This window comes from Jiangella alba (assembly GCF_900106035.1).
GTDB classification, from domain to species: domain Bacteria; phylum Actinomycetota; class Actinomycetes; order Jiangellales; family Jiangellaceae; genus Jiangella; species Jiangella alba.
On sequence record NZ_FNUC01000003.1, the window covers coordinates 3106025 to 3129170 of the forward strand.

Below are 23146 nucleotides of genomic sequence, written 5' to 3' on the forward strand. Positions count from 1 at the left end.
CGCCGGCCGGCCTGTGGACAACAGACCGGCCGGCGGCGAACCCGTCAGAGCAGGACGCGAACCCCGCCTGACCAGTTAGAAGACCCCGTCAGAGCAGGCTGCGCAGCACGTACTGCATGATGCCGCCGTGGCGGTAGTAGTCCGCCTCCCCCGGCGTGTCGATGCGCACCACCGCGTCGAACTCGACGTCGCCGGCGCGCACCTTCACCGTCGCAGGCGTCGAGCCGTCGTTCAGCGCCGTCACGCCGGTGATCTCGAACGTCTCCTCGCCGGTCAGCCCGAGCGACTCCGCCGACGTCCCGTCCGGGAACTGCAGCGGCAGGACGCCCATGCCGATGAGGTTGGACCGGTGGATGCGCTCGTACGACTCGGCGATGACCGCGCGCACCCCCAGCAGCGCCGTCCCCTTCGCGGCCCAGTCGCGCGACGAGCCGGAGCCGTACTCCTTGCCGGCCAGGATGACCAGCGGCACACCGGCGGCGGCGTAGGCCACCGACGCGTCGTAGATGGTCGTCACCGGAGCGTCCGCGGCGGTGAAGTCGCGCGTGAAGCCGCCCTCGGTCCCCGGCGCGATCTGGTTGCGCAGCCGGATGTTGGCGAACGTCCCGCGGATCATGACCTCGTGGTTGCCGCGCCGCGACCCGTACGAGTTGAAGTCGCGCCGCTGCACACCGTGCGACGACAGGTAGGTGCCGGCCGGCGAGTCGGCCTTGATGGCGCCCGCCGGGCTGATGTGGTCGGTCGTCACCGAGTCGCCCAGCTTGGCCAGCACCCGCGCGCCCGAGATGTCACCCACCGGCGACGGCGACACGCCCATGCCGTCGAAGTACGGGGGCTTGCGGACGTAGGTGGAGTCGGCGGACCACGCGAAGGTGTTGCCCGACGGCGTCGGCAGCGACTGCCACTGCTGGTCGCCGGCGAACACGTCGGCGTAGTCGCGGGTGAACATCTCGCTGGCGATGGCCGACTCGACGACCTCCTCGACCTCCGCCGGCGACGGCCACAGGTCGCTCAGGTAGACGGGCCGGCCGTCGCTGCCGGTGCCCAGCGGCTCGGTCGTGATGTCGATGTCCATGCTGCCGGCCAGCGCATACGCGACGACCAGCGGCGGCGACGCCAGGTAGTTCATCTTGACGTCGGGGTTGATGCGACCCTCGAAGTTGCGGTTGCCCGACAGGACGGAGACGACGGCGAGGTCGTTCTGGTCGACGGCGGCCGACACGGCCTCGGGCAGCGGGCCGGAGTTGCCGATGCACGTCGTGCAGCCGTATCCGACCAGGTGGAAGCCCAGCTTCTCGAGGTACGGCGTCAGGCCGGCACGCTCGTAGTAGTCCATGACGACCTTCGAGCCGGGCGCGAGCGTCGTCTTGACCCACGGCTTGCGGTTCAGGCCGCGCTCGACGGCCTTCTTGGCCAGCAACGCCGCGCCGATCATGACGGACGGGTTCGAGGTGTTCGTGCAGGACGTGATGGCCGCGATGACGACCGCGCCGTGGTCGACCTCGCACTCGGTGCCGTCGTCGAGCGTGATCTTGACCGGCGCGGACGCACGCCCCTCGGAGCCGACGGCGGCCGACGCGAGCGCGCGCGGCTCCTCGGCGCCGCCGCCGTTCGGGTGCACGGCCACGGGGTCGCTGGCCGGGAAGGTGTCCTCGACGGCGTCGTCGAGCGCGGTGTGCGGGCCCTCGTCGTGCGCCACGTAGTCGCGCAGCGAGGTGCGGAACGCCGTCCTCGCGTCGGTGAGCGAGACGCGGTCCTGCGGGCGCTTCGGGCCGGCGATGGACGGGACGACGGTGCCGAGGTCGAGCTCGAGGTACTCGGAGTACGTCGGCTCGTGTGCGGGGTCGTGCCAGAGGCCCTGCTCCTTCGCGTACGCCTCGACCAGCGCGACCTGTTCGTCCGTCCGGCCGGTGAGGCGCAGGTAGCGGACGGTCTCGTCGTCGATCGGGAAGACCGCGATGGTGGAGCCGTACTCGGGGCTCATGTTGCCGATGGTGGCGCGGTTGGCCAGCGGGACCTCGGCGACGCCGGGGCCGTAGAACTCGACGAACTTGCCGACGACGCCGTGCTTGCGCAGCATCTCGGTGATGGTGAGCACGAGGTCGGTGGCGGTGGCGCCGTCGGGCAGGCTGCCGTTGAGCTTGAAGCCGACCACGCGCGGGATGAGCATGCTGACCGGCTGGCCCAGCATGGCCGCCTCGGCCTCGATGCCGCCGACGCCCCAGCCGACGACGCCCAGGCCGTTGACCATGGTGGTGTGGCTGTCGGTGCCCACGCAGGTGTCGGGGTAGGCGACGCCGTCGCGCACCATGACGGTGCGGGCCAGGTGCTCGATGTTGACCTGGTGGACGATGCCGGTGCCCGGCGGGACGACCTTGAAGTCGTCGAACGCGCCCTGGCCCCAGCGCAGGAACTGGTAGCGCTCCTTGTTGCGGCCGTACTCGAGCTCGACGTTGCGGACGAACGCGTCGGGCGCGCCGAACACGTCGGCGATGACGGAGTGGTCGATGACCAGCTCGGCCGGGGCCAGCGGGTTGATCTTCGACGGGTCGCCGCCGAGGTCGCTCATGGCCTCGCGCATGGTGGCGAGGTCGACGACGCACGGCACGCCAGTGAAGTCCTGCATGACGACGCGCGCGGGCGTGAACTGGATCTCCGTGTTCGGCTGCGCCGTGGCGTCCCAGCCGACCAGCGCGCGGACGTGGTCGGCGGTGATGTTGGCGCCGTCCTCGGTGCGCAGCAGGTTCTCCAGCAGGATCTTCAGGCTGTACGGCAGCCGGCCCACGTCACCCGCGGCGGCCAGCCGGTACACCTCGTACGAGGCGTCACCGACCTGCAGCTTTCCCTTCGCGCCGAAGCTGTCCTTGCTGGTCACGTTCGATCCCCAACCTCTCGCGTCATGGTTCGCTGCGCTCATCGTCGCGCACGGCGGTGATCGCCCGCGCGCTGAGGCTCGCCTAACCGGAAGTCTCTTGACTTCAAGATATCATGCTCGAATTTTCTTCGCTCCTGCTGTCACATTCACCCTTCCCGATTGACCCATAGAAGGCATGAAGGCATTGGTGATGTTGATCGTCGTCGCCCTGGTCGTCGCCGGGTGCGCGGGTGCGTCGGGTCCGATCCCCGGCGACGCGGGTCCGGTGGCGGGTGCGGCCGCGCCGGTGGTGAAGGCGGGTGCGGCGACGGCGTCGGGGTCGCGCTCGGCGCCGGTCGCGGCCCAGGTCACGCCGGGCGCGGCGGTGTTGCATCCGGGCGACGGCGTCGGCGGGTTGGAACCGGTGTCGCCGCCGCTGCGGCTGGTCACGCCCGCCGTCACAGTGACGGTGCACGCGGTGGGTGGGTGGGGTCTCGGCGCCGGCACCGATCTCGTCGCGCGGGCGTGGCGGGTCCGGGTCGCCGCTCCCCCGGCGCTCGCGCCGTCGGCCGACCCGTTCCTCGTCGGCGCTGGTCCGGACCGGGCACCTCGCGACGCCTCGACGACGCTCTGGCTCGACACCGGGTCCGAGCGGCTGCCGGTCACGCTGCCGGGCGACGGCGAGCCGCTCGTGTTCCCGTGCGACGACCTGCCCTGCGGCGATCGCCGGTCCGAGGAGCACCTCCTGGTCGCCGCGGTCGCCGACGACGCCCGGCCCGCGCTGGTCGCCACGGCCGACGGGGCCGACCAGCGGCTCGACCTCCGCACCGGCGACGTGACGTCGTCGGTGTCCCGGGTCGCGTACGACCGGCCCAGCGCCGTGCCGGTGTCGGTGCCGGCCTGGGCGCCGCGGACCATCGCCGTGCGCACCGAGGCGCAGTTGGAGGCCGAGTTCGGCTCCGGCGCCGGCGACCTCAGCCGCGGCGGCCTCGATGTCGGCTACGGCGGCCGCATCACGGAGGCGTACCTGGCGCCGTTCGACCGGTTCGAGGGCTGGGCGCCGCCGGGCCACGCCTGGCTGCTCCTCCGGGTCGACGATCATCTCCGCCAGCCGCCCAACACCTCCTGGCGGGCCGACCTCGACGCCGCCGCCAGCTGGACCGTCACCCACGACGCCGGCATCGCCACGCCCGCCTATCCGCCCGCCCCGCCGAACGTCCTGGCCTTCCTCCTCCCCGACGACGTGCGATCAGTGACGCTCGCCTACCGCCCCACCGGCACCGTCGGTCTCCCTCCCGACGCCCAGTACGAGTTCCAGGCGCCCAGCCCGCTCACCGTCGAGATCCCGCTGCCATGACCCGCCCACGTCCGCCCGATCACGCCCCGGCTGCGCGGCCCCGTGGCCAGCCCCGCGTCGCCGCGACGATGCGTAGCGACGCCGCGCTGCCCACCGCCCGCGACCTCGCGACGGGCACCCAGCCGTCCCCGTCGCGATGCCGCCGCCATGACCCCGCCCACGGCCGCCCGACAACAGCGCCCCGGCTGCGCGCGTCGTGGCCAGCCCCGCGTCGCCGCGACGACGCCTGGCCCCGCCGCCCGCGAGCACGCGTCAGGCCCCAACTGTCCCCGTCGACATACCGCCACCACGACCCGCCCACGTCTGCCCGACAACAGCGGCCGCGGCTGCGCGCGCCGTGGCCAGCCCCGCGTCGCCGCGACGACGCGTGGCGCCCCCGCACCGCCCGCCGTCCACGACCTCGCGTCAGGCACCCAACTGTCCCCGTCGACATACCGCCACCACGACCCGCCCACGTCTGCCCGACAACAGCGGCCGCGGCTGCGCGCGCCGTGGCCAGCCCCGCGTCGCCGCGACGACGCCTGGCGCCCCCGCACCGCCCGCCGCCCGCGAGCACGCGTCAGGCACCCAACTGTCCCCGTCGACATACCGCCACCACGACCCGCCCACGTCAGCCCAATCGCGCCCAACCGGGCGCCCTGTGGCCATCCCCGCGTCGCCGTTCGCTGTTTCGGCCCGCCTCTGTCCGTTCGTCGCACTCGCGAACGGGCACCGGGTCAGCGCTGCCCGTCCCCGACGCCGGCCGCAGCGTTCCGGCGACGAGGCGCGGGCGTCCGCCGGCCGCGATCACCGCGATGGGCCCGGGCTCCGGCGACCGAACCTGGCGACCAGGCCCACGACCGCCGCCAACCCGGCCGTCAGCGCCAGCAACCACAGCGGGCGGGTCAGCCACCAGGTGGCGCTGCCGGGCTCCGGCGGCGGCTCCCCCATCGCCAGCAACGCACCGAACGCCACCACCAGCACGAGGAGGTGCCACAGGTACACCGTCATCGCCACCGACCCGAACCGCCGCACCGCTGCCCACGGCGCCGGTCGCCCGAGCATGCGCAACAGGAAGGGGCGAGCGAGCAGGATGGCCGCGCCCTGGCCGACGCCCAGGACCAGGAGACACACGGTCGGCGGCGACATGTTCGACAGCTGGCCCGGCAGACCCACCATGCTCACCGGATATGGCCCAGGGCCGGTCAGCAGCACCAACGCAAGTAGAGCGGCCGCCAGCACCGCCCACAACCGCCGCCGCGGCACCGTCGCCAACCGGCCGTCGCCGTACCAGACGCCGAGCTGGTGGGCGAAGACCCACACAAGCGCCAGGTTGGCGGCCGCGACGACCGGCGGGCCTCCCGTCAGCCGGGTCAGGTCCACGAGCAACGCCCCGATCGCCAGCGTGGCGAGCACGGTCCGGGGTGCGACCGCATGCCAGCGCAGCAGGATGGGAGCGACCACGATGATCCCCGTATAGACGGCCAGGAACCACAGCGGCTGCACCAGCAGCACCGCCAGTCGCGCGGCGTCGGACGCGGGCTGGCCGGCCACGTACGCGATCACACCGGTCACCGGAACAACCGGCACAAAGATCAGAGCCGGCCGCCACAGCCGGGTCAGCCGCGACCGCACGAATGCGCCGTGACTGCGGCCGGTTGCGACCGTCCGCCGCCAGACCGTCAGGTTGGCGAACCCGCCGGCCATGAAGAACAGCGGCATCACCTGCAACACCCACGTCGCCGGGCGAAGGGCGGTGAGCTCGGTCAGCGCGTTCGCCGGAACCATCCGACCGTCCGCCAACACGGACACCGACGCCATCAGCCAGTGACCGAGCACCACCACCGCCAGGCTCGCCGCCCGGACCGCGTCGACCAGCCGATCACGGCCCGGCCGGGGCTCGAGGGCTGCGGGACCCACTTGAACGGCGACCGGCACTGCAGGCCGGGCGGAACCGGGAACGGCGGCTCGGCTGCCGACGTCCGGACCACCGGCGGCCGAATCTCCGACGCCCGAACCTCCGGCGGCTGAACCTCCGACGCCAGGACCACCGACGGCAAGACGGCCAGCTGCCCGCCCACCGACTCCAGGTCTGGCTCCGGCGGCCCGAGCGGTGCTGGCCCAACGACCGTCGGCCGAGGCCGCGTCCCGCGCCGGCGCCGTTCCGGCCGTCCACGTCGGCCGCCTCATCGCGGGTGCCCGGGACGAAACCGCCGGACGATCGACGGGCCGGCAGCGGCGGCGAGGATGAGCGCCCCGGACACCAGGTACGGCCAGACCGCCTCGTCGCCGGGGTTGCCGTAGCCCTGCCGCCACGAGTTGAACCCGACGGCGCCGGTCGTGGCACGAACGAGCGCCGAGCAGCCGGCCCCACCGTCCACCGACGAGCAGCGCGCCCGCAGGTCGGCGGCAAACCGGTCGTCGATCGCATGGCGCGCCCACGGGCCCAGCTCGCCGCCCTTCAACGTCGCGTAGCGGAGCACGTCGTATCCGAGGTCGTGCGACCGGCACGCCCGGCCGAACCCGTATGTCGTGTCGCCGAGCCAGGAGCAGCCGCCGGACGGATCGGTGAGGTGGACCGATCCGTCCGGGTCGGTCACCGCGACCGGCCGGTACCCCATGACCGCCGCGAAGTCGGCCGGGAGCGCCGCCGCGAGGTCGTCACCGGACCGGCCGGTGAGGGCGGCGACGGCGTGGACGGCGGGCTGGTTCTCCGGCTCGGACGGCGTCGCCACCTGCCCGGCGCCCGTCAGCGCGAACGACGCGAGTATCGCGGCCACCAGCAGTCCGATGCGATTCCTCATGCCGCCGGACGCTAGGAACGCGGCCGGCGGCGATCGTCCCGCTGCGGAGCCAGGTTCGGCGTACCCCGCTGGTATCCCCTGAGGGACACCTCCGTAGTACGACGCGCGGGCGCGGCCGCCGCCCTAGTGTGATTCGCGTGAACGGCGAACCGCGCGCTGCCCGGTCGTGGCTGCCGTGGCTCTGCGCCGCGGCGGCGTTCGTCGTGACCCTGCAGACGGCCGACGAGGTCCTGGACGTGCCGGTCGGCGCGACCCCGCTGGTCGCGGCGGCCGCGGCGGTGCCGCTCGGCCTGATCACGACGCTGCCGGCGCTTGGCTGGCTACTGTCGGCCGGCGCGGCGCTCCTGGTGTCTCGCGTATACGACGTGGTCGACGGCGATCCGTGGCCGTGGCCGACCGTGCACGGGATGGTCCTGCTGGCGTTGCTGTTCGCGACCGGGCTGCAGCCACGGCCCTGGTCCCGCTCCCCCGCCGGCGACGGCGACGGTACGAAGCAGCGGTCGCCCGACGACGGCGGCGCAGAGCAGCGGTTGCCCGGCGACGACGGAGCGGGGCGGCGGTCGCGGGTGGCGGGCGTGCTCGGCGACCTCGCCGTCCCGGTGGTGGCGACGGTCGCGACCGCGTTCCTGTTCGCCGTTTCGGTGCCGGACGACCTGCGCGCGGGCTGGGCGGTCGGCGCGGCGCTGATCGGGGCGGCGGGGATCGTGGCGGGGACAGTGATCCGGCGGGTCCCGGCCATGCGGGCGTTCCAGCCGATCCTGACGCTGCCGGACGGGTCCCCGGCATCGCCGGGCCGGTCCGCGGTACCGCCCGCCGACCTGCCGCGGCTGCTGCGCGCCGGACTCCGTCAGGCCGTGCTCGACTGGCGTCCGCCGCCGGCCGGCGAGCCGAGCGGCATCGCGCCGTGGGTGCGCCGCTACGTCCCGTGGCTGGCCGCGTTCGTCGTGTTCTGGGCGGCGACCGCGACCATCGAGGCGTCGGTCCGGATCCATCCGCTGCTGGTGCCGGTCGCGGGCGCGGCCATCGCGCTGCCGGTCGGACTGATCGACCGCTACCCGCTCGTGGGATGGCGCGTCGCCACACTCCTCGGGATAGTCCTGCCGCTGCTGGGCCCGCCGAGCGAGGGCGAGTACGACGGCGCCTGGCCGGTGATCTTCCAGTGGTCCTGGCTCGTCGCGTTGTATTTCGTTGCGGTTCGATACGCCCGGTGGACCACCGTGTGCGTCTGGGCGATCACCGTCACCGCGATGCTCACCGGCACGGGCGACAACGCAGGCACGGCGGTCACGATGATCGTCGCGGGCACGGCGGTCACCGTCATCGGCGACCTCGTCCGGGCCCGCCGCCGCACCAGCCAGGACCTCGAGCGGCAGACCGAACTCAGCGAACTGGAGAAGGCCCGCCGCACGGTGCTGGAGGAACGCAGCCGCATCGCCCGCGACCTCCACGACGTCGTCGCGCACCACATGTCGATGGTCGTCGTCCAGGCCGAGACCGCGCCGTACCGGATCGACGGCCTGTCCGACCCCGCGCGCGCCGAGTTCGCGTCCATCAGCGGGTCGGCCCGCCAGGCGCTGGACGAGATCCGCGGCCTGCTCGGCGTGCTGCGCGGGACCGACGAGACGGTCGCGCTGGCGCCGCAGCCGGGGCTCGCCGAGCTCGGCGACCTGGTCGACGGCGCGCGGCGGTCGGGGGTCGCGGCGGAGCTGACGACGGCCGGAGAGCCGGCGGCGGAGGTGCCGGCGACCGTCGGGCTCTCGGCGTACCGGATCGTGCAGGAGTCGCTGGCGAACGCGGTCCGGCACGCGCCCGGCAGCGCGGTGACGGTGCGGGTGTCGTACGCGGCGCGGTCGGTGGAGTTGCGCATCTCGAACACGGCGCCCGCGGTGGCCGCCGCGCACCCGGCGACGCAGGCGAGCGGGCACGGACTGCCCGGCATGCGGGAACGTGCGGCCGTCGTGGGTGGGACGTTCACGGCCGGGCCGACGGCGGACGGCGGGTTCGCCGTGACGGCGGTGCTCCCCTATCGGCCGGCTGCCCCCGGCGAGGACGACGACCGGCGCCGCGACGGATCCGGCGAGGGCCCAGGGCTCCGCGACGGCGGGCAGGTGGCGACCGGGACGGACGAGGCCGCAGGGCTCGGCGACACCGGACCGTGGGCGGCCGGGGCCGCTGAGCGGCACGACGACGGGCGGAGCGGAGGCGGGCAGGTGGCGACCGGGACGGACGGGAGCGCGGGGCTCGGCGACGACGGACCGTGGGCGGCCGGGTCCACTGAGCAGCACGACGACGACGGGCGGAGCGGCGGGCAGGTGGCGACCGGGACGGACGAGGCCGCAGGGCGCGGCGACGGTGGGCAGCGGGCGGCCGGGTCCGCTGAGCGGCACGACGACGACGGGCGGAGCGGAGGCGGGCAGGTGGCGACCGGGACGGACGAGAGCGCAGGGCGCGGCGACAGCGGACAGCGGGCGGCCGGGTCCGCTGAGCGGCGCGACGACGGTGGGCGGGGCGCGGGGACGACCGACGACGAGGGAGCCGGATGACGATACGGGTGCTGATCGTGGACGACCAGGCGATGGTGCGCGAAGGCTTCGGCGCGCTGCTCGCCGCGCAGGAGGACATCGAGGTGGCCGGGAGCGCCGCCAACGGGGCCGAAGCGGTCGACGCGGTGTGGCGGAAGCATCCGGACGTGGTGCTGATGGACGTGCGGATGCCGGTGCTGGACGGGCTGGAGGCGACCCGGCGCATCCTCAAGGCGCCCGGCGACCGGCATCCGCGCGTCGTCATGCTCACGACGTTCGACCTGGACGACTACGTGTACGAGGCGCTGCGGGCCGGCGCCAGCGGCTTCCTGCTGAAGGACGCCCCGGCGGCCGACCTGGTGCACGCGGTCCGGGTCGTCGCCGCCGGGGACGCGTTGCTGGCGCCGTCGGTGACGCGGACGCTGATCGCCGACTTCGCCCGCCGCCCGCAGCAGAACCGGCCCCGGCCCGACCAGCTGCGTGCGCTGACGCCGCGGGAGACCGAGGTGCTCAAGCTCATCGCCGCCGGCCGGTCGAACGGCGAGATCGCCGAGACGCTGGTGCTGGCCGAGCAGACGGTGAAGACGCATGTCGGGCGCATCCTGATGAAGCTGGACCTGCGCGACCGCGCCCAGGCCGTCGTCATCGCCTACGAGACCGGGCTCGTGCAGCCGGGCGGTTAGCGCAGACCTTGCCCGATTCCGGGCAGATTCTTGCCGATCCCACCGAGTCGGCGGCATGGTAGACCGCGTGACGCACACCGCCGCGGAGCTCGTCGAGCAGATCATCCGGACGACGGGGCTGCCGGCAGGGGTGGCGCGGCGCGTCGTCGCGGACGTCGCGGCGTACTTCGCGGAGCCGGTCGAGGAGTACGTGCGACGCCGGCACCAGGAGCTGCAACTGCGCGGCGGGAAGAACGAGGAGATCTTCGAGCGGATCCGCGCCGAGCTGACGCACCGGCCGGTCCGCGCGCCCGACCTGTCCACGCGGCAGCTGCGCCGCATCGTCTACGGCTGACGCCTGACGGCGGCCGACAGCACAGGCGGCTGACGGCACAGACGGCTGACGCCGACCCCTGGCGGGCACCCGGCCACAGCGCTAGAACACAGAGAGCAACGAGAGGACCCACGCCATGTGCGGAATCGTCGGATACGTCGGCGCGAAGCCGGCCGCCCCCATCCTGGTCGACGGCCTGGCGCGGCTGGAGTACCGCGGTTACGACTCCGCCGGCGTGGCGGTCCTGGGGCCGAGCGAGATCCGGCTGCACCGCGACGCCGTCCGGGTGCGCGAGCTGGAGGCGGGCCTGCCGAAGCGGTTCGGCGGCAAGACCGGCATCGGCCACACGCGCTGGGCCACGCACGGCGTCCCGTCGCAGCGCAACGCGCACCCGCAGCTCAGCGCCGACGGCCGGGTCGCGGTGGTGCACAACGGCATCATCGACAACGCCGCCCAGCTGCGCGCCGAGCTGCAGGCCGACGGCGTCGAGCTGACGTCGGACACCGACACCGAGGTGCTGGCGCACCTGATCGCGCGGGCGAGCGAGGAGACCACGCTCGAACAAGCCGTCCTCACCGCCCTCGACCGCGTCGAGGGCACCTACGGCATCGCCGTCCTCGACCAGGCGCACCCGGACCGCATCGTCGTCGCCCGCAACGGCAGCCCGATCATCCTCGGCCTCGGCGACCGCGAGATGCACGTCGCCAGCGACACCGCCGCCCTGGTCCGCTACACCAAGCAGGTCGTCCACCTCGACGACGGTGAGCTGGCCACGCTCCGGGCCGACGGCTACCAGACGTTCACCCGCGACGCCCGCACGACGAAGACCGCGGTCACCGTCGACTGGGACGCCTCCGACTACGGCACCGACGGCCACGAGCACTTCATGCACAAGGAGATCGCCGAGCAGCCCGACGCCGTCCGCCGCATCCTCAAGGGTCGCCTGGACGAGCGTTTCCACACCGTCAGGCTCGGCGGGCTGGAGATGGACGCCCGCGAGCTGCGCGAGTTCCGCCGGGTGAAGATCCTCGGCTGCGGTTCGGCCTACTACGCCGGGCAGGCCGGCGCGCAGTTCATCGAGGAGATCGCCCGCATCCCCGCCGACGCCGAGCCGGCCTCGGAGTTCCGCTACCGCAACCCGGTGATCGAGAAGGACACCCTCTACGTCGCGGTCAGCCAGTCCGGCGAGACGTACGACACGCTGGTCGCCGTCCAGGAGCTGAAGCGGAAGGGCGGGCGGGTGATCGGCCTGGTCAACGCGGTCGGGTCGAGCATCGCGCGGGAGTGCGACGGCGGCGTCTACCTGCACGCGGGACCGGAGATCGCGGTCGCGTCGACGAAGGCGCTGACGAACATGCTGGTCGGGTTCGCGCTGCTCGGCCTGCACCTGGGCCGCATCCGTGACGTGTCACCGGCGGACGGGCGCCGCCTCATCCAGGCGCTGCAGCGGCTGCCGGAGCAGATCGAGGCGATCGTCGGCGAGGAGGAGCACCTGGCCGCCGTCGCGAAGGAGCTCGCCGCCGCCAGCAGCCTGTTCTTCGTCGGACGCACCCGCGGCTTCCCGGTGGCCCGCGAGGGCGCGCAGAAGCTGAAGGAGATCTCCTACCGGCATGCCGAGGCCTACCAGACGTCCGAGCTGAAGCACGGCCCGCTCGCGCTGGTCGGCCCGGAGCTGCCGACCGTCGCGATCGTGCCGGACGACGAGCTGCTGGAGCGCAACCTCGGCGCGCTGCAGGAGATCACCGCCCGCTCCGGCCCGCTCACCGTGGTGACGCATGACGGCGTCGACCTCGGCGTCGAGCCCGCGCACGTCATCACCGTGCCGAAGAGCGAGCCGGAGCTGGACCCGCTGCTGCTGACGATCCCGCTCCAGCTGCTCGCCTACCACGCCGCGCTGACCCTCGGCCACGACGTCGACAAGCCGCGCAACCTGGCGAAGTCGGTGACCGTCGAGTAGTCAGACGTGCGGCGCGACCTCGGCCGCGATGAGCTCCAGGTGGTCGAGGTCGGAGAGGTCGAGGATCTGCAGGTAGATGCGGCCGCCGCCGAGCTCGCGGACCGCGTTGATGCCGTCGACGACCTCTTGCGGCGTGCCCGCCAGCCCGTTCGCCCGCACCTCCGCCGGCTCGCGCCCGATGGCCGCCGCGCGGCGGGCGAACTCGGCCTCGTCGGAGCCGACGCAGGCCACCAGCGCCACCGAGTACACCAGCGAGTCGGGGTCGCGGCCGGCGTCCTCGCACGCCTTGCGCACGACGGCGAACCGCTCGGCGATGTCGGACTTCGCCGGGAACGACGAGTTGTACTCGGCGGCGTGCTTCGCCGCCAGCGCGGGCGTGCGCCGCGGGCCGTTGCCGCCGACGATCAGCGGGACCGGCCGCTGCACGGGCTTGGGCAGGCCCGGCGACTCAAAGACCGTGTAGTGCTGACCGGCGTAGGAGAACGTCGACCCCTCCGGCGTGTTCCACAGCCCGGTGATGACGTCGAACTGCTCTTCCAGCAGGCCGAACCGCTTCTCGGGGAACGGAATGCCGTACGCCTCGTGCTCCCGCGCGTACCACCCCGCGCCCAGCCCCAGCTCGACCCGTCCGCCGGACATCTGGTCGACCTGCGCGACCTGGATGGCCAGCACGCCGGGGTTGCGGAACGTCGCCGACGTGACCAGCGTGCCCAGCCGGATGCGCGACGTCTCGCGGGCCAGCCCGGCCAGCGTCGTCCACGCGTCGGTGGGACCGGGCAACCCGCTGACGGAGCCCATCTTCAGGTAGTGGTCGGAACGGAAGAAGGCGTCGAAGCCGAGCCGCTCGGTCGCCTGCGCGACGGCGAGCAGGTCGTCGTAGCTCGCGCCCTGCTGGGGCTCGGTGAAGATGCGCAGCTGCATGGGCCCAGCCTTTCACGGCCGGGCCGGCCGCCTCAGAGCCAGTCCTTCTTCCGGAACACGACGAACAGGGTGGCGCAGACGATGGCCATGAGGAGCAGCGCGAACGGGTAGCCGAACCCCCAGTGCGTCTCGGGCATGTTGTCGAAGTTCATGCCGTAGATGGTGCCGACGAGCGTGGGCGCGAACAGGATGGCCGCCCAGGCCGAGATCTTCTTGAGCTCCTCGTTCTGCGCGAAGTTGGCCTCGGTGAGCGACTTCATCTCCTCGTTCTGCTGCTGGGTGACCAGCGTGGCGTTGACGGCGAGGATGTCGGAGAGCACCTGCCGGAAGCCGTCGACCCGCTCGGTGACCTCCGTGACGTGGTCGGCGACGTCGCGCAGGTAGCGCTGCAGCTCTTCGTCGGTGCCGTACTTCTCGAAGCCGCCCTCGAGCCCGGACAGCATGCCCGACAGCGGCCGGGTGGCCCGCTGGAACTCGAGCACCTCGCGGGACAGCTCGTAGATGCGCCGCGACACCTCGGGGTCGCGGCCGAACACCTGGACCTCGATCTCGTCGACGTCGTTGCTGACGCCGTTGACGACCGGCACGTAGCCGTCGACGACGGAGTCGAGGACGGCGTAGAGGACCGCCTCGGGGCCCAGCCGCAGGAGGTCGGGGTCGTCCTCCATGCGGCGCCGGACGCTGGAGAGGTCGGGCGTCGCGCCGTGCCGGACGGTGATGACGAAGCCGGGCCCGACGAACAGGTGCAGCTCGGCGAAGTCGACCTCCTCGACGGCGTCGACGTAGCGGGCCGCGCGCAGCACCACGAACAGGGTCTCGCCGTAGCGCTCCAGCTTGGGCCGCTGGTGCGCCTCCATGGCGTCCTCGACGGCGAGCTCGTGCAGGTCGAACTCGTCGGCCAGCGACAGCAGCTCGGCGTCGCTGGGCTTGTGCAGCCCGATCCACGCCATGGCCTCGGAGTCGGCGCGCAGCTGGCGGTACGTTTCGGCCAGCGAGCTGGGCGTGCTGATGCGCTTGCCGTCGCGGTACAGCGCGGCGTCGACGATGCTGGAGCGCCGCTCGGCGGCCGCGGGCTGGTCGGCGGGACGGTCGGTCACGGAGTTGCCCCGGCCCTGCCGGCGCAGGGCAGGGCGGATGACGCGCAGGGCGCGCTGACGACGAGGTGGCATGGCGTCGCTCCCGGGACGGTGCGGACGGAGACGGGTGTCGTGCGACGCAGGAACACCCGGCCGTCAGGCATCAGCTGCCCCTGACCTCGGCGCCCTGCGACGCATGACTAGGAGGCTCACTGCGCATGGCTGCCTCACCTCCTGGTCGTCGCCGCTTTCGCCGCCGTCAAGAATAGTCCACTTCACCGGCCGGGTGCAGGATCGCGACGCACTCGACGTGGTGCGTCATCGGGAACAGGTCGAACGCGCGCAGGCCGGTGAGCCGGTAGCCGTGTGCGGCGAACGTGGCGAGGTCGCGGGCCAGCGCGGCGGGATCGCAGGCGACGTAGGCGACCACCCGCGGCCGGCGGGCGGCGATCTGGCGGACGACGGCGGCCTTGGCGCCCTCGCGCGGCGGGTCGAGCACGACGATGTCGGCGGCGGCCGGCATCCCGGCCGGTCCGGTGCCGGCCAGCACGCGGTCGACCCGGCCGGCCAGCAGCCGCACCCAGGGGACGTCGTGCAGGTTGCGCCGCGCGTCGGTGACGGCCTCGCGCGCCCCCTCGACACCCACCACCGTGCCCGACGAGCCGACCAGCGGCGCCAGCGCGCCGGCGAACAGGCCGACGCCGCAGTATAGGTCCAGCGCGGTCTCGCCCGGCCGCGCCTCGACGCCGTCCAGAACGGCGCTGACCAGCGTGTCCGCCGCGCCCGGGTGCACCTGCCAGAAGCCGCCGCCGCTGACCCGCCAGCGCCGTCCGGCCGCCTCCTCGACGACGTAGCGGCGGCCCTCGGCCACCTCGCCGTCGACCAGCAGCTGCCGCTCCCCCGTGTTCGCCGCGACGACCTCGACGGACGCCGCGCCGGGCCACTCGCCGTCCTCGACCCGGGCCGCACGGACCTCGGGGTGCGCGATGCGGCAGTGGTCGATCGGCACCACCTCGTGCGAACGGTGCGCCCGCAGCCCGGCCCGCCCGTTCGCGTCGACGGCGTACGTGACGCGCGTGCGCCACCCGAGCCCGTCGTCGTCGCCGGGGACGGGCTCGACGACGATCTCGCGGCGCAGCCCGGCCAGCCGCTCCAGCTGCTCGGCGACGACGGCCGCCTTCAGCGAGCGCTGGGCCGGCAGCAGCACGTGCTGCCAGTCGCAGCCGCCGCACTTCCCCGGTCCGGCCCACGGGCACGGCGGCTCGACCCGGGCCGGCGACGGCGTCAGCACGGCCACCGCGTCGGCGCGCCAGAACCGGTCCTCGGTGCCGCCCTCGGTGACTCTGATCCGGACCCGCTCGCCGGGCAGTGCGTGCCGGACGAACACCGCCCGGCCCTCGTGCCGCGCGACGCAGACGCCGCCGTGCGCGACCGCGCCGACGTCGACCACGACCTCCGTGCCCACGACGGAGTCGCCGCGGGCCGCGCGCGTGCGCCCGCTCAGCGCGGACCACCCCGCCGGACGTCGCCGGGCGCCTGCTTCGCCTTCGCCTTGGCCTTCGCGGCCGCCGCCGAGCGCAGCTGCCACGGCACGCTCGTCACCATGACACCCGGCGTGAACAGCAGCCGGCCCTTGAGCCAGAAGACGCTCTGGTTGTGCAGGATGCGCTCCCACCAGTGCCCGACCACGTACTCGGGCACGTACACCGTGACGACGTCGCGCGGGCTGGCCCGGCGAATCGCCCGCACGTATTCGACCACCGGCCGGGCGATCTCGCGGTACGGCGAGTCGAGCACCCGCAGCGGCACCGGGATGTCGTGGCGGTCCCACTCGTCCAGCAGCGCGGCGGTGGCCGACTCGTCGACGTCGACGGTGATGGCCTCCAGGATGTCCGGCCGGGCCGCGCGCGCGTAGGCGATGGCCCGCACCGTCGGCTTGTGCAGCCGCGACACCAGCACGACGGCGTGTACGCGCGACGGCAGCAGCGACTCCGACGGCCAGTCCTCGACCGCCAGCTCCTCCGAGGTGGTGTCGTAGTGCCGCCGGATGCCCCGCATGAGCAGGAACAGCAGCGGCATCATCGCGACGACCAGCCAGGCGCCGTGGGTGAACTTGGTGATCAGCACGACGACGAGCACGACGCCGGTCAGGATCGCCCCGGTGCCGTTGATGGCCCGCGAGCGCAGGATCTGCCGTCGTTCCGGCCCGGTCGGCCCGGCCGCGAGCAGCCGGTTCCAGTGCCGCACCATGCCGGTCTGGCCGAACGTGAACGCCGTGAACACGCCGACGATGTAGAGCTGGATCAGCCGCGTCACCGACGCGTCGAACGCGACGATCAGCAGGCCGGCCAGCACCGCCAGCACGATGATGCCATTGCTGAACACCAGGCGGTCGCCGCGGGTGTGCAGCTGGCGCGGCGCGTACCGGTGCTGCGCCAGGATCGAGCCGAGCAGCGGGAACCCGTTGAACGCGGTGTTCGCGGCCAGGATCAGGATCAGCGCCGCGGCGCCCTGAATGTAGTAGAAGGGGATGGTGTCGCCGCCGAACACCGCCTCCGCCAGCTGCGAGATGACGGTCGGCTGCGGCTGGGTGCAGTCGAACCCGACCAGGTCGCAGGAGTTCTCCACGTAGCGGACGTCGGCGATGACGGCCAGCGCGGTGATGCCGCTGAACATCGTGATCGACAGCGTGCCCATGATGGCCAGCGTCGCGGCCGCGTTCTTCGCCTTCGGCTTGCGGAACGCCGGCACCCCGTTGGCGATCGCCTCGACGCCGGTCAGCGCCGTACAGCCGGACGCGAACGCTCTCAGCACCAGCAGCATCAGCGCGATGCCGCCGAGGTCGGTCATCTCGGCCTGGACGTCGTACTGCGCCGACTCCGAGACCGGGTCGTCGCCGAAGAGCGTCTGGCCCAGGCCCCACACGATCAGCCCGGCCATGCCGACGATGAACAGGTAGGTGGGGATCGCGAACGCGATGCCGCTCTCGCGGATGCCGCGCAGGTTCATCGCCGAGAGCAGCACGACGATGCCGATGGCGATGGGCACCCGGTAGTCGTTCAGCTCCGGCACGGCCGAGATCAGGTTGTCGACGCCCGCCGACACCGACACCGCCACCGTCAGGATGTAGTCGATCAGCAGCGCGCTGGCGACGATCAGCCCGGCGGTCGGCCCGAGGTTGGTGTTGGCCACCTCGAAGTCGCCGCCGCCGGTCGGGTACGCGCGCACCAGCTGGCGGTACGACGCCACGACGGTGATCAGCAGCAACACGACGACCGCGGCGACCCACGGGGTGTACGTCAGGTAGGCCAGGCCACCCAGCGTCAGGATGACCAGGACCTCCTGCGTGGCGTACGTGACCGACGACAGCGGGTCGCTGGCGAACACCGGCAGGGCCAGCCGCTTGGGTAGCAGCGTGTGCCCCATGCGCTCGCTGGGAAGTTTGCGACCGATGAGGAGCCGCTTGGACAGATCGCCGAGGCTCGGCACGATCGGCAATGGTATGCCTTTCCCGGCGGGCGTGTAACGTCGGCAGCGACACGGCGAGCCCCCGGGTCGCACGGTGAGGGTGAGAGGACCACATGCACGTCGTCATCATGGGCTGCGGCAGGGTCGGCTCGACCGTCGCGCACATCCTCGAATCGCACGACCACACGGTCGCCATCGTCGACCAGAACCCCGAGGCGTTCCGGCGGCTGCAGCCGGGCTTCGAGGGCTCGACCGTGGCCGGGGTCGGCTTCGACCGCGACGTGCTCATCGAGGCCGGCATCGAGCGCGCCCACGCGTTCGTCGCGGTCAGCAGCGGCGACAACTCCAACATCCTCGCCGCCCGGGTGGCCCGCGAGACGTTCGGCGTCGACAACGTGGTGGCCCGCATCTACGATCCCGGCCGGGCCGAGGTGTACCAGCGCCTCGGCATCCCCACGGTGGCGACGGTGCGGTGGACGGCCGACCAGATCCTGCGCCGGCTGTTCCCGGAGGGCGCGCAGACGGAGTGGGTCGACCCCACCGGTACCGTCCAGCTGGCCGAGTTCCACATCAGCAACGGCTGGATCGGGCACGTGGTCGAGAAGCTCGAGGAGGCCTCCGGCGCCCGCGTCGCGTTCCTCACCCGCTACGGCGAGGGCGTCCTGCCCACCGCCGACACCGTCATCCAGGACGGCGACCTCGTGCACGTCCTCGTCAACACCGAGCGCATCTCCTACGTCTCGCAGGTGCTCGCCAAGGACCCGGAGGTGGAGGTCTGATGCGCGTCGCCATCGCCGGGGCCGGCAACGTCGGCCGCTCGATCGCGTCGGAGCTGCTGGCCAACGGCCACGACGTGCTGCTCATCGACAAGGACACCAAGGCCATCAAGGCCGCCAGCGTGCCCGAGGCCGAGTGGCTGCTGGCCGACGCCTGCGAGCTGTCGATGCTCGAGGAGGCGGCGCTCGACCGCTGCAACGTCGTCATCGCCGCCACCGGCGACGACAAGGTCAACCTCGTGGTGTCGCTGCTGGCCAAGACGGAGTTCGGCGTGCCGCGCGTCGTCGCCCGGGTCAACCACCCGCGCAACGAGTGGATGTTCAACGAGTCCTGGGGCGTCGACGTGTCGGTGTCGACGCCGCGCATCATGAGCGCGCTGGTCGAGGAGGCCGTCAGCGTCGGCGACCTCGTCCGGCTGTTCAGCTTCCGGCAGGGCGAGGCGAACCTGGTCGAGCTGACGCTGCCGGGCGACTCCCCCATCGTCGGCACGGCGGTCGCCGACGTCGCCTGGCCGGTCGACACCTCGCTGGTGTCGATCATCCGCGGCAAGCACGTGCACAGCCCGCTGCCCGACCTCCCGCTGGAAGCCGGCGACGAGCTGCTGTTCGTCGCCGCGCCGGAGCGGGAGAAGCAGCTCGAGGACCTGCTCTCGCCGCACGCGGGCTGAGCCCGCCCGCGTCAGCCGTCGACGGGGTCGGGGCCGGGCTTGGCGGGCGCCAGACGCTCCTGGTGGGCGCGGTACGCGGGCCGGATGATCAGCCAGGACAGGTAGGCGACCAGCAGGAACAGCGGCCAGCTCATGACCAGCCGGGCACCGGCCAGCCAGCCGATCTGGTCTTCGCCGGCGAGGTACAGCGGCACCTGGACGGCCAGCCGCACCGCGAACATCCCCACCCAGAGGAAGCTCGCCCGGGTGTAGGCGCGCAGCAGCGCGGGGTCGCTGCGCCAGCCCGTGCCCTGCCCGGTGACAAGTCCGACGAACACGCCCAGCAGCGGCCAGCGGACCGCGATGGACACCAGGTACGCCAGCCCGTAGCCGACGTTGATCAGCAGGCCGGGCAGGAACACGTCCTCGGCGCGACCCGTGCGGTTGGCCATGAACGCGGCGATGCCGACGCCCAGGAAGCCGGCGACGACGTTCTGCAGCGGCTCCTTGCGCAGCAGCCGCACGATGCCGAGCAGGACCCCGGAGCCCACGGCCACCCACAGCGACAGCGTGAGGTCGCGGCCGGCGGCGGTGTAGACGACGGTGAAGAGGGCCAGCGGCAGTCCGGCGTCGAGCAGTGCCGCCGGGCCGATGACGTCCTTGGCGCGGAAGCGCTCGTCGGACGCGATGGCCTGGACCCAGCTCGGCCGGCCGGCACGGTCGGGGGCGCCGGGATCGCTCTGACTCATCTCACTCCATGCCTGCGGGCAGCAGCTCGTATCGCGGGTTGTACATGACCCTGCGGCCGTCGAGGGTGGCCACCCGTCCGGTCGCGACCAGCCGGCGTCCGCAGCTGATGCCGGCGATGCGCCGCCGGCCGAGCCAGACCAGTGTCACCGCACCGGAGCCGTCGTACAAATCGGCCTCGAGGGCGGGGGTGCCCAGGCGCGGCTGCAACGTGACCGACTGCAGCACCCCGCGGACGCGCACCGTGGTGCGGTCCTGGACGTCGGCGAGCGGCTGGCAGCCGGCCTCGCGCGCGTCGTCGCGCAACTCCTCGGCCTCGACCTCCTCGTCGGAGGCGACCCACCGCGTGATGGCGCCCCAGATGCCGCGGCGCCCGGTGTTCTCTTCCACGTCTACCAGGATATTCCGCGCGGCAAGTCCGCTGGTCAGGCTTGCAGGGGCTGGGACGGGTCGGCGGGCGGGCGGGTGCCGGCCGGCGGCTTCAGCACGATGACGTCGCCCGGCGCCATCGGCGACTGGCCGCGGACCACCACCGTCTCCTTGACCAGCTCGACGAAGCGCTGGAACGTGGCGGCGTCGTTGGTGGCCTTGCCGAGGAACGTGGCGCGCAGCATCCAGCGCGGGCCGTCGATGGCCGACACCCGCGACGGCTGCAGCACCTGCTTGCCGTCGGGCGCCTGCACCGGCACGACCAGCCGGACCTCGGTGCCGAACGGCCCGGCCGCCTCCTCGGCGCGGCCGCCGCGGCGCTGGGCGTCCTGGCTGATCTGCAGCCGCGTCTGCCCCCACATGCCGGAGCTGCGCGGCGCGGCGACGGCGATCAGCTGCACCGCGGCGTCCTCGATGGCGAGGACGGCACTGGTGGCGTTGCCGGTGCGCTGGTCGACCTGCAGCTGCAGCTTCATGCCGGGCGCGGCCTTCACCAGCAGGCCGCCGAGGTCGACGCGGCCCTTGCGCGCCTCGTCGAGGTCGACCTCGGACTCGTCGAGGGGGCCGCCGGACCGGTCGCTCTTCGCCTCGTCGTCCTCACCGGACCCGCTCGAACCGGACGCCGTCGAAGAGGTCTCCGTGGTCTCCTCGACCTCGGGCTCGTCCTCATCGCCGTCGCGGCGCCGCCGTCCCCACACCCTGACCGTCCCCTTACGTCTATCGGACGCCGGCGTTGCCGCCGGCCTGGCTTGCCGTGCCCGTCGACCCGTACCCGCCGTCGCCCCGCGCCGAGCCGGGCAGCCGCTCCACCTCGTGGAACCGGGCCCGCTCGACCCGCTGGACGACCAGCTGGGCGATGCGGTCGCCGCGCGCGAACACCGCCGGTTCCCGCAGGTCGTGGTTGACCAGCAGCACCTTGATCTCGCCCCGGTAGCCCGCATCGACCGTGCCCGGTGTGTTGACGATGCTGACGCCGAGCCGGTGCGCGAGGCCCGACCGCGGGTGGACGAATGCAGCGTATCCCGCGGGCAGGGCGATCGCGATGCCCGTGCCCACCATGGCCCGCTCACCCGGCGCGATGCTGACGTCGCTGGTCGTGACCAGGTCGGCGCCGGCGTCGCCGGGATGGGCGTAGCCGGGCAGCGGCAGCTCCGGGTCCAGCCGGGTGATGAGGACGTCGACGGGGTCGGTCACGGGTTCACCTCCGCGACCTTCGCGGCCGCTTCCGAGAGCTCCGACGCGGCCACCGGGCGGCCGTGGTCGGTGAAGTGGGTGGGCGGGACGACGATGAACACGGCCGACGCGGCGACGCTGACCGGTCCGTCGGGCGCGTTCTCGCGGCCGGTCGCGGACATGAAGATCTTGCGGCCCTCGGCGCGGTCGACCGCGGCGTCGATGTGCAGCGTCGTGCCGACCGGGACCGGGCGGCGGTAGCTGGTCTCGAGGTGGCCGGTGACGGCCGGCTTGCCGATCAGCCAGATCAGCGAGCCGAGCACCTCGTCGAAGGCCAGCGACAGCATGCCGCCGTGGGCCAGGCCGGGCGCGCCCTGGTGGTCGTCGGTGACGGTGAACGTGCCGGCCACGGTGAGGCCCTCGCCCGCGACGACGGTGACGTGCAGCCCCGTGGGGTGGTCCGGTCCGCAGCCCACGCACATGCGGTAGTGCGACGCGATGGTGCTGCCGGGCGCCGGCGCGCCGGGGTGCCGCTCGATCGCGTCGGCGGGGCGCGGCTCCCCGTGCTGCCGTTCGGTCACGATCGACGACCCTACCCGCTCGGCTCCGGCGATCCGTGGCACCCTGCTGGAGTGACTGCTTACCGCGAACGCCTGGTGGTACCGGCTCGATGGTGGCTGCTGCTGGCCGGGCTGGCCGCGTCGGTCTGGCTCGTCTACGAGCTGCCGTTCGGGCCGCGGGTGTCGCTGCCGTCGACCGGCGCCGTGCTGCTGCTCGGCGGCGCCGCGCTGCTGCTGTACGGCCGGCTCTCCATCGCCGTCGGGCCCGACGGCGTCCGGGTGGGGCGCGCGCGGCTGCCCTTGACGGCCGTCGGCACGGCCGAGGCGCTCACCGGCGACGAGGCGCGGGCGGCGCGTGGCCCCGGCCTCGACCGCCGCGCCTACGTGGCGATCCGCGGGTACGTGCCGGGGGTGGTGCGCATCGGGGTCGACGACGACGCCGACCCCACCCCCTACTGGCTGGTGTCGACGCGCCGCCCCGAGCGGCTCGTGGCCGAGCTCGAGGCGGCGCGTCAGACGGCCGGCCGGTGAGGGGTTCGGAGGTGCTCAGGCCGCGCAGTCGCGGCAGATGAGCATCCCGTCCTTCTCCTTCGCCAGCTGGCTGCGGTGGTGCACCAGGAAGCACTGCGAGCAGGTGAACTCGTCAGCCTGCCGCGGCAGTACCCGGACCGCCAGCTCCTCGTTGGACAGATCTGCTCCCGGCAGCTCCATGGACTCGTTCAGGTCGGACTCGTCGACGTCGACGATGCCCGACGTCTTGTCCATGCGCCGGTTCTTCAGTTCCTCCAGCGAGTCCTCGGACAGATCGTCGTCGGTCTTGCGTGGCGCGTCGTAGTCGGTTGCCATGATCTATTCCCCCTCACTGGGCGCGTCGTGATGT

Annotated in this window: 21 protein-coding genes; 8 read left to right on the forward strand and 13 right to left on the reverse strand. The window is 73.1% G+C overall.

Annotated elements, in window-relative coordinates:
* Positions 1-88 precede the first annotated feature (88 nt).
* Entirely contained in the window at positions 89-2917 is a 2829-nt protein-coding gene (locus tag BLV02_RS16730; protein WP_069114726.1) for an aconitate hydratase AcnA, read from the reverse strand.
* 133 nt (positions 2918-3050) lie between these two features.
* On the opposite strand from BLV02_RS16730, the gene BLV02_RS16735 reads away from it, so the two are divergent.
* Positions 3051-4211, forward strand: coding sequence for a hypothetical protein (locus tag BLV02_RS16735; protein ID WP_141711857.1), 1161 nt, complete (start codon positions 3051-3053; stop codon positions 4209-4211).
* A gap of 786 nt (positions 4212-4997) precedes the next feature.
* Here BLV02_RS16735 and BLV02_RS16740 read toward each other — a convergent pair.
* Positions 4998-6380, reverse strand: a complete 1383-nt coding sequence (locus BLV02_RS16740; protein WP_281243391.1) for an acyltransferase family protein — start codon at positions 6378-6380, stop codon at positions 4998-5000.
* The gene (locus BLV02_RS16745) at positions 6377-6994 is read right to left on the reverse strand and encodes a phospholipase A2 family protein (protein ID WP_069114730.1); all 618 of its coding nucleotides are present in this window, start codon (positions 6992-6994) and stop codon (positions 6377-6379) included. Before BLV02_RS16745 ends, BLV02_RS16740 begins: the two co-directional genes overlap by 4 nt.
* Before the next feature lie 137 nt (positions 6995-7131).
* Between BLV02_RS16745 and BLV02_RS37200 the strand changes: the two genes are divergently transcribed.
* The 4 genes from BLV02_RS37200 to glmS all read left to right on the forward strand — a co-directional run bounded on the left by BLV02_RS37200 (position 7132) and on the right by glmS (position 12469).
* Positions 7132-9537, forward strand: a complete 2406-nt coding sequence (locus BLV02_RS37200; RefSeq protein WP_069114731.1) for a sensor histidine kinase — start codon at positions 7132-7134, stop codon at positions 9535-9537.
* Entirely contained in the window at positions 9534-10199 is a 666-nt protein-coding gene (locus BLV02_RS16755; RefSeq protein ID WP_069114732.1) for a response regulator, read from the forward strand. Before BLV02_RS37200 ends, BLV02_RS16755 begins: the two co-directional genes overlap by 4 nt.
* Before the next feature lie 55 nt (positions 10200-10254).
* The gene (locus tag BLV02_RS16760; RefSeq protein ID WP_069114733.1) at positions 10255-10533 is read left to right on the forward strand and encodes a hypothetical protein; all 279 of its coding nucleotides are present in this window, start codon (positions 10255-10257) and stop codon (positions 10531-10533) included.
* Positions 10534-10648: 115 nt separating this feature from the next.
* Complete coding sequence (gene glmS / locus BLV02_RS16765; RefSeq protein ID WP_069114734.1) at positions 10649-12469, forward strand: glutamine--fructose-6-phosphate transaminase (isomerizing); 1821 nt, start codon at positions 10649-10651, stop codon at positions 12467-12469.
* Here glmS and BLV02_RS16770 read toward each other — a convergent pair whose 3' ends face one another.
* The 4 genes from BLV02_RS16770 to BLV02_RS37210 form a co-directional block, all read right to left on the reverse strand.
* Positions 12470-13390, reverse strand: a complete 921-nt coding sequence (locus BLV02_RS16770; protein WP_074946395.1) for an LLM class F420-dependent oxidoreductase — start codon at positions 13388-13390, stop codon at positions 12470-12472.
* Between the two features lie 32 nt (positions 13391-13422).
* Positions 13423-14559: a magnesium and cobalt transport protein CorA gene (locus tag BLV02_RS16775; protein ID WP_083289181.1), complete on the reverse strand. Its 1137-nt coding sequence runs from the start codon at positions 14557-14559 to the stop codon at positions 13423-13425.
* Positions 14560-14725: 166 nt separating this feature from the next.
* On the reverse strand, positions 14726-15931 hold the full coding sequence (locus BLV02_RS37205) for a class I SAM-dependent RNA methyltransferase (RefSeq protein ID WP_216094565.1): 1206 nt from the start codon (positions 15929-15931) through the stop codon (positions 14726-14728).
* 35 nt (positions 15932-15966) lie between these two features.
* The gene (locus BLV02_RS37210; protein ID WP_342762395.1) at positions 15967-17892 is read right to left on the reverse strand and encodes an APC family permease; all 1926 of its coding nucleotides are present in this window, start codon (positions 17890-17892) and stop codon (positions 15967-15969) included.
* Between the two features lie 155 nt (positions 17893-18047).
* On the opposite strand from BLV02_RS37210, the gene BLV02_RS16790 reads away from it, so the two are divergent.
* Positions 18048-18713 carry a potassium channel family protein gene (locus tag BLV02_RS16790; RefSeq protein WP_069114735.1) on the forward strand — a complete coding sequence of 222 codons (666 nt, stop codon included), beginning with the start codon at positions 18048-18050 and terminating at the stop codon, positions 18711-18713.
* On the forward strand, positions 18713-19378 hold the full coding sequence (locus BLV02_RS16795) for a potassium channel family protein (RefSeq protein WP_069114736.1): 666 nt from the start codon (positions 18713-18715) through the stop codon (positions 19376-19378). Before BLV02_RS16790 ends, BLV02_RS16795 begins: the two co-directional genes overlap by 1 nt.
* Positions 19379-19389: 11 nt before the next feature.
* Here BLV02_RS16795 and BLV02_RS16800 read toward each other — a convergent pair whose 3' ends face one another.
* The 5 genes from BLV02_RS16800 to BLV02_RS16820 are packed head-to-tail and all read right to left on the reverse strand — an operon-like array spanning position 19390 to position 22287.
* Positions 19390-20106: a DUF3159 domain-containing protein gene (locus BLV02_RS16800; protein ID WP_069114737.1), complete on the reverse strand. Its 717-nt coding sequence runs from the start codon at positions 20104-20106 to the stop codon at positions 19390-19392.
* A 1-nt stretch (position 20107) separates the two neighbouring features.
* The gene (locus BLV02_RS16805) at positions 20108-20494 is read right to left on the reverse strand and encodes an OB-fold nucleic acid binding domain-containing protein (RefSeq protein WP_074946397.1); all 387 of its coding nucleotides are present in this window, start codon (positions 20492-20494) and stop codon (positions 20108-20110) included.
* Positions 20495-20529: 35 nt separating this feature from the next.
* Positions 20530-21231 (reverse strand): DUF3710 domain-containing protein, encoded by a 702-nt coding sequence (locus BLV02_RS16810; RefSeq protein ID WP_069114738.1) that lies wholly within the window; start codon positions 21229-21231, stop codon positions 20530-20532.
* A 19-nt stretch (positions 21232-21250) separates the two neighbouring features.
* Entirely contained in the window at positions 21251-21727 is a 477-nt protein-coding gene (dut, locus tag BLV02_RS16815) for a dUTP diphosphatase (protein WP_069114739.1), read from the reverse strand.
* Entirely contained in the window at positions 21724-22287 is a 564-nt protein-coding gene (locus BLV02_RS16820) for a PaaI family thioesterase (RefSeq protein ID WP_069114740.1), read from the reverse strand. The genes dut and BLV02_RS16820 overlap by 4 nt, the downstream gene beginning before the upstream one ends.
* Before the next feature lie 51 nt (positions 22288-22338).
* Between BLV02_RS16820 and BLV02_RS16825 the strand changes: the two genes are divergently transcribed.
* Positions 22339-22797, forward strand: a complete 459-nt coding sequence (locus BLV02_RS16825) for a DUF3093 domain-containing protein (protein ID WP_069114741.1) — start codon at positions 22339-22341, stop codon at positions 22795-22797.
* 15 nt (positions 22798-22812) lie between these two features.
* Here BLV02_RS16825 and BLV02_RS16830 read toward each other — a convergent pair whose 3' ends face one another.
* Entirely contained in the window at positions 22813-23112 is a 300-nt protein-coding gene (locus tag BLV02_RS16830; protein ID WP_053202804.1) for a DUF4193 domain-containing protein, read from the reverse strand.
* Between the last annotated feature and the right edge of the window lie 34 nt (positions 23113-23146).